The organism is Comamonas endophytica, from assembly GCF_023634805.2.
GTDB classification, from domain to species: Bacteria; Pseudomonadota; Gammaproteobacteria; order Burkholderiales; family Burkholderiaceae_C; genus Comamonas; species Comamonas endophytica.
On sequence record NZ_CP106881.1, the window covers coordinates 2,893,684 to 2,905,594 of the forward strand.

The window sequence follows — 11,911 nt, forward strand, 5'->3', positions numbered from 1 at the left end:
GTTCCGACCACTTCTTCTTCTGCCTCTTGATGCTCGCCCGCCTGCGTTCCGATATCCAGTGCATTCTCGACCGTGATCCCGCGGCCCGCAGTACCTGGGAAGTGGTGACCTGTTATCCCGGCCTGCACGCGATCTGGCTGCAGCGGCCCGCGCACTGGTGCTGGAACCATGGCCTGCGGTGGCTGGGCCGCTTCATCTCGCACCTGGGGCGCTGGCTCACGGGCATCGAGATCCACCCCGGCGCAGTGATCGGCGAGCGCGTGTTCATCGACCACGGCATGGGCGTGGTGATCGGCGAGACCGCGGTGGTGGGCGACGGCTGCACCATCTACCACGGCGTGACGCTCGGCGGCACCTCGCTCTACAAGGGCGTCAAGCGCCACCCCACGCTGGGGCGCGACGTGGTCGTGAGCGCCGGCGCCAAGGTGCTGGGCGGCTTCGAGGTCGGCGACGGCGCGAAGATCGGCAGCAACGCGGTGGTCATCAAGCCCGTGCCCGCGGGCGCCACGGCGGTGGGCATTCCCGCGCGCATCCTGCCGTCGAAGGCCGGGCAGAGCGCCGATGTCACCGACCACGATGCCCCGGCCGCCGCGCCGCGCGCCTTCACGGCCTATGGCGTGACGCAGGAGGACGATCCCATCTCCCAGGCCATGCGTGGCCTGAGCGAAGGCGCGGCCGGCCACGAGCGGCAGATCGCGCTGCTCTGGGAAGCCATCGAAAAGCTCTCGGCGCAGACCAAGACCCGCGACTGCGTGCCCTGCGAGTCCGAACGGCCGCAGAAGTTCGAGAAGGACAAGATCGATCAGTTGATGGGGAAGTAGGGCTCAGAGGAACTCCACCCGCCCGCTGTCCAGGTCATACCGCGCAGCCACCACCCGCACCTTTCCTTCGGCCACGCCCCGCGCAATCGATTCGCTGCGCGTGGCAATGTCGCGCGCCGTGCGGCGCGCATTCTCGCGCACCGCGTTGTCGACGAAATCCCCGGGCTGGTCGGCCACGGCGCGTGCCGCGGGCACGATGGCTTCGACCAGCGGTCCGATGAAGCCGGGAAAGCGCGCGCCGTCCCGCACCATGGCGGCGGCCGCTGTCACCGCGCCGCAGCGCTCGTGGCCCAGCACCACGACCAAAGCCACTCCGAGCATCGAGCAGGCATATTCCAGCGTGCCCAGCGTCGCGTCATCGGGCACATGCCCGGCATTGCGCGCGACGAACAGCTGGCCCAGGCCCAGGCCGCCGAACACCAGCTCGGGCGGCACGCGGCTGTCGGCGCAGCACAGCACCGTGGCCCAGGGCGCCTGGTGCGCCGCCTGCTGCGCGCGCTGCTCCAGCAGTCGGGTCGCACACAGCGCCGGTGCCTTGACATAGGCCGCATTGCCGGCCTTGAGCCGCTCCAGCGCCTGTGCGGCGCCGACCCGGGGCGTGGGTGGCGGACCCACGGCCCGTGCCGTGGCGCTGTACAAGCCGGCTGCGGCCAACGCCAGAAAAGTACGCCGGCCGCGGGCGAACGCATTGCGGGATGCACACATGGGATACCTCCTGAAGAAGGTAGGTGGACGCCAGTTGCCATTGTGTTCCGCGGGCCGCGGCTAGACTCGTCGCTGTGTTGCTTTCCGGACCCCATGCCATGAATGTCGAAGATGCCCTGCATGCGCGCCGCTCGGTGCGCGCCTTCCTGCCCCGCGTGCCCGAGGCCGCGGTGGTGCGCTCGATGCTGCACTCGGCCGCGCGCGCCGCCTCGGGCGGCAACCTGCAGCCCTGGCGCGTGACGGCGCTCGCCGGCGCGCCGCTGCAGCAGTTGCTGGCAGCCGTGGCTGTGGCCGAGCCGCAGGACGGACCGGCGGGCAGCTCCTATCCGCCCAGCCTCTGGGAGCCCTACCGCAGCCGGCGCTTCGACAACGGCGAGGACCTGTACCGCACGCTGGGCATCGGGCGCGGCGACAAGCCCGCGCGCCTCGCGCAGCTCGGGCGCAACGGGCAGTTCTTCGGCGCGCCCGTGGGCATCTTCGTCAGCGTCGATGCGCGCATGGGGCTGGCGCAATGGGCCGATCTGGGTATCTACCTGCAGTCGCTGATGCTGCTGGCCGTCGAGCAGGGCCTGGCGACCTGTGCCCAGGGCTACTGGCGGCGCTTTGGCGATACGGTGGCGGCGCAGCTGGCGCTGCCCGGGGACTATGCGGTGGCGTTTGGCGTGGCGCTGGGCTGGGAAGACACCGAGGCGCCGATCAACCAGCTGCGCGCCACGCGCGCCGATCCGGGCGAATGGCTGGATATGCAGGGGTTTTGAGCCTTGCGGCTTGAATCAGCAGACCAGCACCCATGACGCATGTCACTGCCGTCACCCGCGCCCTGGCCGTGCTCAGGGCCTTCTCCGGCGAGGAAAGCTTCGTGTCGCTGGCCGAACTGGCGCGGCGCACCGGCATGCACAAGCCTACCGTGCTGCGCCTGGCGCGCACGCTGGCGGCCGATGGCTTCCTGGTCCAGCGCGCCGCCGATGGCGCCTGGCGGCTGGGGCCCAGCGCAGGTTTCCTGGGCGCGCGCTACCAGGCGCAGTTCGACGTCCACGCCATCATCGAGCCGCAGCTGATGGCGCTGTCGGAGGCCACGGGCGAAAGCGCCTCCTTCTACGTCTTTGAGAACAGCGTGCGCAGCTGCCTGCTGCGCGTCGAGGGGCCGCGCGGCATCCGCCGCCATGTGCGCTCGGGCGAGCTGCTGCCGCTGGACCGGGGCTCGGCGGGCCGCGTGATCCTGGCCGCACTGGGCGAGCCCGGCGCGGCATATGACGCCATCCGCCGCAGCGGCTGCTGCGTGACGGAGGGCGAGCGCAGCGCCGGCGCTGCCAGCATCTCCGCCGCGGTGTATGGCGTCGGCCGCGCGGTGCTGGGATCGGTTTGCGTGTCGGGTCCGGCCGAGCGGCTGACGCGCGCGCAGCTGGAGTCCTTCGGGCCCGTCACCACCCAGGCCGCGGCGCAGATCTCCTGGCTGCTGGGCGGTGTCTCGGTGGCGGCATTGCGTTCCACCTGGCATCCCAACTGAGTCCACATCCACCGCGTGCATCGCACAGCCGTTACGCCAGGTGAAACGGTGTTTTCCTGGCACGGCAGTCTTCCTACGATGTCCCCTGGGCCCCGCTTAGAGGGCTTCATGAAGGAGACATCCATGACCACCAGACGAGCGCTGCTTCAGGCGGCCATCTGTGCCTGCGCGGCTTTTGCCGCCCCCCAGACCTTTGCGCAGCCCGAGGCCTTTCCCGGCAAGAACATCCGCTTCATCGTGCCCTTTGCCGCCGGCGGCCCCGCGGACGTGGTGGCGCGCGAGGTGGCGCAGGCCCTGGGCAGGGAGCTGGGCCAGACGGTGGTGGTCGAGAACATGGGTGGCGGCGCCGGCGTGCCCGCGACCAATGCCGTCTCGCGCGCGCCCGCCGATGGCTACACGCTGCTGTTCGCGGCATCGGGCAATGTGGTGATCCAGCCGCTGCTGAGCAAGAAACGCGTGGACATCCTCACGCAGCTGTCGCCCGTCGGCATGGTCAGTACCAGCCCGCATGTACTGGTGGTATCGAGCCAGTTGCCGGTGCGCAGCGTCAAGGAACTCATCGCCCATGCCAAGGCCCATCCAGGCAGCCTGAACTTTGCTTCCGCCGGCGTGGGCGGGCTGGCGCATCTGGCTTCCGAGCTGTTCATGCGGCAGGCCGGCATCGAGGGCCGGCATCTCGCGTACAAGGGTTCGTCGCAGGCCATGACCGATCTGGCGTCGGGCCAGGTGCAGGCCATGTTCAGCAGCCTGCCGTCGATGAAAGGCATGGTGGACAAAGGCTTGATCCGCGTCGTGGGCGTCACGGCCCAGTCGTCTTCGCCTACCTACAAGGACTTCCCCCTGATCAAGCAGGCCGGCTTGCCCGGCTTCGAGTACGCCACCTGGTACGGGCTGTACGGCCCGCATGGCCTGACTCCGGCCGTGGTGGAAAAGCTCGGTGCCTCCCTGGGCAAGCTGGCCGCCGACAAGGCCTTCGAAGCGCGCCTGCGCGAGCAGGGCGTGGATCTGCATGTCGGCACGCCCGCGGAACTGGCCGAGCGCACGCGCAAGGAAACGGCCCAGTGGGACAAGGTGATCCGCGAGTCGGGCATCCATCTCAACTGACCCGGAACCTTTCAATGATCATCGATTGCCACGGCCACTACACCACCGCGCCCCAGGCGCTGAACGACTACCGCCAGCGCCAGAAGGCGCGCCTGCTCGAGCCCGGCGCGCCCGCGCTGCGACCCGATGCGCGCATCGGCGACGACGAGATCCGCGAAAGCCTGGAGCGCAACCAGCTGGCGACTCAGCGCCGGCGCGGGGTGGACATGACGGTGTTCTCGCCCACCGCCGGCGCGATGGCGCACCATGTGGGCGATGTGCAGACCAGCCGGCACTGGGCACAGGCCTGCAACGACCTGATCCACCGCGTGACGCAGCTCTATCCGCGCGAATTCGCCGGCGCGTGCCAGCTGCCGCAGTCGCCCGGCGCCGACCTGTCGGCCAGCGTCGCCGAACTCGAGCGCTGCGTCACGCAGCTTGGCTTCGTCGGCTGCAACGTCAACCCCGATCCCTCGGACGGGCACTGGAGCGGCCCGCCGATGACGGACCGCCACTGGTACCCGCTGTACGAGAAGATGGTGGAGCTGGACGTGCCGGGCATGGTGCATGTCAGCTGCTCGTGCAACGCCAACTTCCACCACACGGGCGCGCATTACCTCAACGGCGACACCACGGTCTTCATGCAGTTCCTGCTGTCGGACCTGTTCAAGGACTTTCCGACGCTGCGCTTCGTCATTCCACACGGCGGCGGCGCCGTGCCCTACCACTGGGGCCGTTACCGCGGCTTGGCGCAACAGCTGGAGCGTCCGGCCATGCCGCAGCTGCTGGACAACGTGTTCTTCGACACCTGCGTCTACCACCAGCGCGGCATCGATCTGCTGCTCGATGTGATCCCGGTCGAGAACGTGCTGTTTGCGTCGGAAATCCATGGCGCCGTGAAGGGTGTGGACCCAGAGACCGGCTTTCACTTCGACGACACGCGCCGGTATGTGGACTGCGCGCAAGGTCTTTCGGCGCAGGCGCGCCAGCAGGTGTTCGAGCTCAATGCCAGGCGCGTCTATCCGCGGCTGGACCAACTGCTCAGGACGCAGGGGCGCTGACGCAGTGCATGCACTTCGGCCAGCGGCCGGCACGCGGGAACGCATGGGTTCCGCTGCGGGATGCGCGCCGCTATACTCGTTTCAGCTCCGGGGTGTGCGCATGCGCTGAGATGCCAGACGGTCTGTGTGAACAGATGCGCTGGCGAACCCGATGAACTTGATCCGGATCATACCGGCGGAAGAAGAGCGAGAACCTGAGGCGGAAGAGGGAAGCGGCAGTCGAAGTCGGGGCATCACGCCCGCGGCAGGCATTGCGGGCTTCGCTTCCATCCGCGCCACCCATGGCAGCAGCCCATGGTGGTTCATCCACAGGTTCCAGCCCGGCATTCCTCGGAGCGTTGTTGAATCAACCCCTACGAGGAGACCGCAATGAATGCCCCCGAAAAGAATCTTTCGACCCCGTCCTTTGCCGACCTGCTGGCCCGGTCGCGCCAGCCTTTCCCCGCCTCGCGCAAAAGCTATCTGCCAGGCCAGCTGCATGCCGGCCTGCGCGTGCCGGTGCGCGACATCGCGCTCACCAATGGCGAGGAAGTCAGCGTCTATGACACCTCCGGCCCCTACACCGATCCCGAGGTGGAGATCGACATCCGCCGCGGCTTGCCGGCGCTGCGCGCGCCCTGGCTCGACGCGCGCGCGGACACCGAGTGGTATGTGGGGCGCGCGCGCGCGGCGCTGGACGACGGCGCACGGGACGAGGAGGCGCTGCGCCTGAAGGCCCTGCGCGCCGAGGCCGCCGGCCTGCAGCGCCAGCCGCGGCGGGCAAAGAGCGGTGCCAACGTGACGCAGATGCATTACGCGCGCCGCGGCATCGTCACGCCCGAGATGGAATACGTGGCGCTGCGCGAGAACGGCCGGCGCGAGTGGATGGCGGCCTACCAGCAGGACGCGGCGCGCGAGGGGCGCCTGGCGGGTAACGCGCTGGGCGCGAGCATCCCGGCGCTGATCACGCCCGAGTTTGTGCGCGACGAGGTGGCGCGCGGGCGCGCGATCATCCCGGCGAACATCAACCATCCCGAGATCGAGCCGATGGCGATAGGGCGCAACTTCAAGGTGAAGATCAACGCCAACATCGGCAATTCCGCCGTCACTTCCAGCATCGAGGAGGAGGTGGAGAAGCTGGTCTGGGCCACGCGCTGGGGCGCCGACAACGTCATGGACCTGTCGACGGGAAGGAATATCCACACCACGCGCGACTGGATCCTGCGCAACTCGCCGGTGCCCATCGGCACGGTGCCGATCTACCAGGCGCTGGAAAAGGTGGGCGGCGTCGCCGAGGACCTGAGCTGGGAAATCTTCCGCGACACGCTGGTCGAGCAGGCGGAGCAGGGCGTCGATTACTTCACCATCCATGCCGGCGTGCGCCTGGCCTTCATCCACCTCACGGCCGCCAGGCGCACCGGCATCGTCTCGCGCGGCGGCTCGATCATGGCCAAGTGGTGCATGGCGCACCACCGCGAAAGCTTCCTGCACACGCATTTCGAGGACATCTGCGACATCATGAAGCAGTACGACGTGAGCTTCAGCCTCGGCGACGGCCTGCGCCCGGGCTGCGCCAGCGACGCCAACGACGAAGCCCAGTTCGCCGAGCTGCACGCGCTGGGCGAGCTCACGCAGCTGGCCTGGAAGCACGATGTGCAGACCATGATCGAGGGCCCGGGCCATGTGCCCATGCATCTGATCCAGGCCAACATGGCCGAGCAGCTCAAGCACTGCCACGAGGCGCCGTTCTACACGCTCGGCCCGCTGACCATCGACATCGCCCCGGGCTACGACCACATCGCCAGCGCCATCGGCGCGGCCATGATCGGCTGGATGGGCACCGCCATGCTGTGCTACGTCACGCCCAAGGAGCACCTGGGGCTGCCCGATCGCGACGATGTGAAGCAGGGGATCATGGCGTACAGGATTGCCGCCCATGCCGCCGATGTCGCCAAGGGGCACCCGGGCGCACGCGCGCGCGACGACGCGCTGTCGCAGGCGCGCTTCGACTTCCGCTGGCAGGACCAGTTCAACCTGGGCCTCGACCCGGACACGGCGCGGGCCTTCCACGACGAGACCCTGCCCAAGGATTCGGCCAAGGTCGCGCATTTCTGCTCGATGTGCGGGCCCAAGTTCTGCTCGATGAAGATCACGCAGGAGGTGCGGGAGTTTGCGGCGCGGCAGGGGCTCGCGGAGGAGGCGGCGCTGGCCGAGGGGATGGAGGGCAAGGCGCGCGAGTTTAAGCGCGGGGGAGGGGAGATTTATGTGCCGATCGTCCTGGGGGATTGAAGGCAACTGAACCGTTGGGCTGTTCAGTTGCCCATTTGTCGGGGGGCCGTCCATCCTTCGGCAGGCTCAGGACGAACGTATTTACCGTTTGTCCTGAGCCTGTCGAAGGATGAAGGGCCTGCCCCAAAGAAGCACCACAGGGCTTGCTCAGCCCGGCAAAGCAAACCTCCCCGCAATCCGCGACAGCGCCCCCGCCTGGTCCTGCAGGCTCAGCGCCGCCGCCGCCGATTCCTGCACCAGCGCCGCATTGTGCTGCGCGTGGTCGCTGAGCGCGTGCACCGCTTCATGCAGCGCCGCGATGTCCTGCTGCTGCCCATGCGCCTGGCGGGTGATGTCGGCCATGCTCAGCGTGGCCTGCTCGATGGCCTGCAGCATCTGCGCGGTGCGGGCGCGCGCCTCGGTGGCCAGGCGGCTGCTTTCATCGACCTGGGCGCCCGAGGCCTGCACCAGCTGCTTGATCTCCTTGGCGGCTTCCGCGCTGCGGTTGGCCAGTGCGCGCACCTCGGCCGCGACCACGCTGAAGCCGCGGCCGTGCTCGCCCGCGCGCGCGGCCTCGACGGCGGCGTTCAGCGCCAGCAGGTTGGTCTGGAAGGCCAGCGTGTCGATCACGCCGGTGATGTCGGCAATGCGCTGCGCGCTGCCGGCCATGTGGTGGATGGTGCCGGTCAGCGCCTCGATCGACGCGCCGCTGGCCTTGGCGCTCAGGCTGGCCTGCTGGGCGACCTGCTGGCCGCGGTCGGCGGCCTTCGAGGCCAGCGTCGTGGTTTCGGAAAGCATCGCCAGATGCTCGCTGGCCGCCTGCAGCTGCAGCGCGCCATGCTCGGTGCGCTGCGACAGGTCATGGTTGCCGCGCGCGATTTCCTGCGAGGCGTCGGCCACATGGCGCGTCGCGCCCTGCAGCTGGCCGACGAGATCGCGCAGGCTGGCCTGCATGCGCACCATCGCGCCCAGCATCTGCCCGGCTTCGTCCTGGCCGCGGCTGTGCAGGTCGGTGCGCAGATCGAGCGCCGCCACGCGCTGGGCCGCGCTGTGCGCCTGGGCCAGCGGCTGCACGATCCAGCGGCGCAGCGCCCAGCCCAGCCACAGGCCCAGCAGCACCGAGGCGGCGCACAGCGCCAGCAGCACGCCGCGCGCGGTGGCGGCGCTCGCGCCGGCCTGGTGCGCGGCAGCGTCCATCGCCTGGCGCTGGAAGGTGGACAGCGTCTCCAGCTGCTGCGTCAGCGCCTGCGCCGCGGGCAGGAACTGCTGGTCCACGGTCTCGCGGATGCGCTGCGTCAGGCCGCTGTCGCGCGCCGTGACCAGCGCGGCGCTGGCGGCCAGGAACGCGGCATGGCGCTCGTCCAGCGCCTGCCACAGCGGCTGCTCGGCCGCGCCATGGCCGGATGGGTCGACAGCCGCACGCAGCTTGGCATAGGCGGCTTCATCGGTTTTCACCTCGGCGCCCAGCACGTCGCCGACCTCGGGCTCGGAACTCAGCGCCATGGCCTTGAGGCGTTCGATATTGCGCGACTGCAGCCAGAAGGCATCGGCCACCTGGCGCTCGGCGGCGCTGCGCTCGGCCATCACGCGCTGCAGCGCATCCTGGCTGTGGTTCAGCGCCCAGAGGCCGATACCGGCCGAGCCCCAGCCCAGCGCCAGCGCCAGCGCGAAGATCAGTTGCAGGCGCGCGCCCAGCGAGCGGCGCCAGGCAATGCGTGAGCGCGTCGTGGGTGCGGTCGGGGATTGGGCAGGAGCCAGGGGCTGGGCCTGTATCGGCAGCCGAAGAACAAGGGAGTCAGACATGGGCACGCAGGGCTGTGAAGAGGGCATGCCCGGCGCCTGGCATCGGCCCCGGCGTTCGGGCATGTCACATGCTAGTTACAAACTATGTAACCCATGTGACACTGCCCGTGCAGCTGTCACCGTTCCCGCACGCACCAGGCCCAGACCAGCATCCCGCCCAGCACCAGCGTCGCATGCCCCAGCGCCAGCCATAGCGCGCTATGGAACAGCAGCGGCACCAGCGCCGAGGTGATCAGCGCGAACAGCAGCATCTGCACGAAGCCCTGCAGCGAAGATGCCAGCCCGCGCATCTGGGGAAAGAAGCCCACCGCCTGCAGCACGACCAGCGGGCTGATCAGCGACCAGGACAAGGTGTACAGCGCGATCGGCAGCACCGCCCAGGGCAGGCTGGCCGTGAACAGCGCGTTGTAGCCCACGTTGGCGCTGCAAGCCAGCGCCATCAATGCAAAGCCGATCTGCTTCTGGCGCCGCGGCGCTACGCGCGAAGCCAGGAAAGTGCTGATGACCGAGCCCAGCATGCCGCCGCCCACCAGCGGAATGAACAGCCAGCCGAAGCCGGTCTCGCTCTGGCCCAGCAGCGTGACGACGAATTCCGCGGCCGAGGCAATGTAGACCGCCATGCCCGAGCCCATCAGGCCGATCGCCAGCAGCATGCGGCGAAAGCTGCGGTGGCGGATGGCAGTCAGGTAGTTGCGCGCAATCGGCCGCCAGGCCAGCGGCGTGCGCTGCGCTGGCTCCAGCGTTTCGGGCAGCGCGCGCCAGGCGGTGGCCAGCAGCAGCAGCGAAAACAGCGCCAGAAAGCCAAAGGAAGCGCGCCAGCCGCCATGCAGCTGCAGCCAGCCGCCCAGGATCGGCGCGAGGGCCGGCGCCAGGCCGAACACCACCATGATCATCGCCATCATGCGCTGCGCCTGCGCGCCCTGGTAGCGGTCCTGCACCATCGCGCGCGACACCACCATGCCCGCGCCGGCCATCAGGCCCTGCGCGGCGCGCAGCGCGATCAGCATTTCAATGCTGGGTGCCAGCGAGGCCAGCAGCGACACCAGGCCGAAGCCGGTGACGGTGAACAGCATGACGCGGCGCCGGCCGATGGCATCCGACAGCGTGCCGTAGACCAGCATCATCAGCGCCAGGCCCAGCACATAGACGCTCAGCGTCTGCTGCACCACCGTGGCGTCCACCGCGAATTCCTGCGCGATGGCATGGAAGGAGGGTAAATAGGTATCGATTCCCAGTGGCCCCAGCATCGTAAACAGGGCCAGCAGGAGGGTGAGTTTCAATTGGGACATCGGAGAACGTTGCAGCCAGGGCGCACCTGGCCGGCAAAAGAAAAAGCGCCCACAGGGGGCGCGGAATGCGTGCGCGGCGTGGCGTTCAGCCGGCTGCGGCAGGGCGCTGCGCGCTCTTGGGCCGGAAGGCTTCGCAGACCTCGGCGCGGGTCTCGAGGTAGGGGCCGCCGATCAGGTCGATGCAGTAGGGCACCGCCGCGAAGATGCCGGGCACGAGGCTCTTGCCACCTTCGTCCCTGAGGCCCTCGAGCGTCTGCGCGATGGCCTTGGGCTGGCCCGGCAGGTTGATGATCAGGCTCTGGCCGCGGATCACCGCGACCTGGCGCGACAAAATGGCCGTGGGCACGAAGCGCAGGCTGATCTGGCGCATCTGCTCGCCAAAGCCCGGCATTTCCTTGTCGGCGATGGCCAGCGTGGCTTCTGGCGTCACGTCGCGCGGCGCAGGGCCGGTGCCGCCGGTGGTCAGCACCAGGCAACAGCCGGCATCGACCAGCCCGACCAGTGCCTGGCTGATCAGCTCCTGCTCGTCGGGAATCAGCCGCGATTCGAACGTGACCGGGTTGCGCAGCGCGCGGCTCAGCCAGTCCTGCAGCGCCGGCAGGCCCTGGTCGGCATAGACGCCGCTGCTGGCGCGGTCGCTGATCGACACGATGCCGATGCGCACCGCCTCATGCATCGCTGTCGTCCTCGTCATCGTCGGTGGCCGCAGCGCCGGGCAGCGCGCTGCTGCCCGAGATCTGCGCGCGCAGCAGTGCGAACAGCTCGCGGTAGGCGCGGCTGGCCTTGCGCGGTGCGGGCGCCGCACCCGGCTCGGCGGGCGCAGCCGCTGCGGCGGCCTGGTTGTCCTTGCGCGCCTGGCGGATCAGCGCGCGGATTTGCTGCGAATCGGTGCCGGGGAAGCTGTCGAGCCATTCGGCCAGCGCGCCGTCCTCGGCCAGCAGGCGCTCGCGCCACTGCTCTGCCTGCAGCACCGAGAGCTTTTCCGCGGGAGAGCCATTGCGCTGCTCTTCCATGGCGGCATGGATGGCGGCGATCTGCGATTCCTCGAGCTTGCGCATGATCTTGCCGATGTACTGCATCTGGCGGCGCTTGCCTTCGAAGTTGGTGATGCGGCGCGCTTCGGCCAGGGCTTCGAGCAGCTTGTCGGACAGCTGCAGGCGCGCCAGCAGGTCGCTGCGCAGGTCCAGCAGGTCTTCGCCGAGCTTTTGCAGCGCATCGCTCTCGCGCTTCATATCGGTACGGCTGGAGTCCCAGGTGCCTTTGAGTTCGGCCTTGAGTTCCAGGTCCAGATCGCTGCCTTCGGCAACGAAATGGCCTTTCACGAAGTAGCCTTTTTTGGGTTTGCGTGACATGTAGGGGGCAATAGAGAGGGCAACGCAGAGCGCGTCGCAGTGG

The 11,911-nt window shown here is 68.9% G+C and carries 11 protein-coding genes and 1 riboswitch; of the genes, 6 read left to right on the forward strand and 5 right to left on the reverse strand.

Annotated elements, in window-relative coordinates; translation table 11 throughout:
* Positions 1–29: 29 nt before the first annotated feature.
* Positions 30–821 (forward strand): serine O-acetyltransferase, encoded by a 792-nt coding sequence (cysE, locus tag M9799_RS13085; protein ID WP_231042110.1) that lies wholly within the window; start codon positions 30–32, stop codon positions 819–821.
* A 3-nt stretch (positions 822–824) separates the two neighbouring features.
* On the opposite strand, the gene M9799_RS13090 is transcribed toward cysE, so the two are convergent.
* Positions 825–1,526: a carbonic anhydrase gene (locus tag M9799_RS13090; RefSeq protein WP_231042111.1), complete on the reverse strand. Its 702-nt coding sequence runs from the start codon at positions 1,524–1,526 to the stop codon at positions 825–827.
* Between the two features lie 98 nt (positions 1,527–1,624).
* On the opposite strand from M9799_RS13090, the gene M9799_RS13095 reads away from it, so the two are divergent.
* The 5 genes from M9799_RS13095 (at position 1,625) to thiC (ending at position 7,445) form a co-directional block, all read left to right on the forward strand.
* Positions 1,625–2,284, forward strand: a complete 660-nt coding sequence (locus M9799_RS13095) for a nitroreductase (protein ID WP_231042112.1) — start codon at positions 1,625–1,627, stop codon at positions 2,282–2,284.
* Positions 2,285–2,316: 32 nt separating this feature from the next.
* Positions 2,317–3,033: an IclR family transcriptional regulator gene (locus tag M9799_RS13100; RefSeq protein WP_231042113.1), complete on the forward strand. Its 717-nt coding sequence runs from the start codon at positions 2,317–2,319 to the stop codon at positions 3,031–3,033.
* Between the two features lie 123 nt (positions 3,034–3,156).
* Positions 3,157–4,137 (forward strand): Bug family tripartite tricarboxylate transporter substrate binding protein, encoded by a 981-nt coding sequence (locus tag M9799_RS13105; RefSeq protein WP_231042114.1) that lies wholly within the window; start codon positions 3,157–3,159, stop codon positions 4,135–4,137.
* 14 nt (positions 4,138–4,151) lie between these two features.
* Positions 4,152–5,177 carry an amidohydrolase family protein gene (locus M9799_RS13110; protein WP_231042115.1) on the forward strand — a complete coding sequence of 342 codons (1,026 nt, stop codon included), beginning with the start codon at positions 4,152–4,154 and terminating at the stop codon, positions 5,175–5,177.
* A 78-nt stretch (positions 5,178–5,255) separates the two neighbouring features.
* Positions 5,256–5,378: riboswitch (TPP riboswitch) on the forward strand.
* Positions 5,379–5,546: 168 nt separating this feature from the next.
* The gene (gene thiC / locus M9799_RS13115; RefSeq protein WP_231042116.1) at positions 5,547–7,445 is read left to right on the forward strand and encodes a phosphomethylpyrimidine synthase ThiC; all 1,899 of its coding nucleotides are present in this window, start codon (positions 5,547–5,549) and stop codon (positions 7,443–7,445) included.
* Between the two features lie 147 nt (positions 7,446–7,592).
* Here the strand turns inward: thiC and M9799_RS13120 are convergent, their stop codons facing one another.
* The 4 genes from M9799_RS13120 to yjgA form a co-directional block, all read right to left on the reverse strand.
* A complete protein-coding gene (locus tag M9799_RS13120) occupies positions 7,593–9,227 on the reverse strand; it encodes a methyl-accepting chemotaxis protein (protein ID WP_231042117.1) in 1,635 nt (544 codons plus the stop codon).
* A 116-nt stretch (positions 9,228–9,343) separates the two neighbouring features.
* Positions 9,344–10,516: a multidrug effflux MFS transporter gene (locus M9799_RS13125; RefSeq protein ID WP_231042118.1), complete on the reverse strand. Its 1,173-nt coding sequence runs from the start codon at positions 10,514–10,516 to the stop codon at positions 9,344–9,346.
* Between the two features lie 85 nt (positions 10,517–10,601).
* Positions 10,602–11,192: a molybdopterin adenylyltransferase gene (gene mog / locus M9799_RS13130; RefSeq protein ID WP_231042119.1), complete on the reverse strand. Its 591-nt coding sequence runs from the start codon at positions 11,190–11,192 to the stop codon at positions 10,602–10,604.
* Positions 11,185–11,868 carry a ribosome biogenesis factor YjgA gene (yjgA, locus tag M9799_RS13135; RefSeq protein WP_231042120.1) on the reverse strand — a complete coding sequence of 228 codons (684 nt, stop codon included), beginning with the start codon at positions 11,866–11,868 and terminating at the stop codon, positions 11,185–11,187. The genes mog and yjgA overlap by 8 nt, the downstream gene beginning before the upstream one ends.
* Positions 11,869–11,911: the final 43 nt, after the last annotated feature.

Bases quoted from the DNA above. Each gene is read 5' to 3' on its own strand.
- M9799_RS13120 (WP_231042117.1), bottom strand. From the start codon at position 9,227: ATGTCTGACTCCCTTGTTCTTCGGCTGCCGATACAGGCCCAGCCCCTG.
- M9799_RS13090 (WP_231042111.1), bottom strand. From the start codon at position 1,526: ATGTGTGCATCCCGCAATGCGTTCGCCCGCGGCCGGCGTACTTTTCTG.
- M9799_RS13110 (WP_231042115.1), top strand. From the start codon at position 4,152: ATGATCATCGATTGCCACGGCCACTACACCACCGCGCCCCAGGCGCTG.
- M9799_RS13125 (WP_231042118.1), bottom strand. From the start codon at position 10,516: ATGTCCCAATTGAAACTCACCCTCCTGCTGGCCCTGTTTACGATGCTG.
- M9799_RS13100 (WP_231042113.1), top strand. From the start codon at position 2,317: ATGACGCATGTCACTGCCGTCACCCGCGCCCTGGCCGTGCTCAGGGCC.
- mog (WP_231042119.1), bottom strand. From the start codon at position 11,192: ATGCATGAGGCGGTGCGCATCGGCATCGTGTCGATCAGCGACCGCGCC.
- M9799_RS13105 (WP_231042114.1), top strand. From the start codon at position 3,157: ATGACCACCAGACGAGCGCTGCTTCAGGCGGCCATCTGTGCCTGCGCG.
- yjgA (WP_231042120.1), bottom strand. From the start codon at position 11,868: ATGTCACGCAAACCCAAAAAAGGCTACTTCGTGAAAGGCCATTTCGTT.
- M9799_RS13095 (WP_231042112.1), top strand. From the start codon at position 1,625: ATGAATGTCGAAGATGCCCTGCATGCGCGCCGCTCGGTGCGCGCCTTC.
- cysE (WP_231042110.1), top strand. From the start codon at position 30: ATGCTCGCCCGCCTGCGTTCCGATATCCAGTGCATTCTCGACCGTGAT.
- thiC (WP_231042116.1), top strand. From the start codon at position 5,547: ATGAATGCCCCCGAAAAGAATCTTTCGACCCCGTCCTTTGCCGACCTG.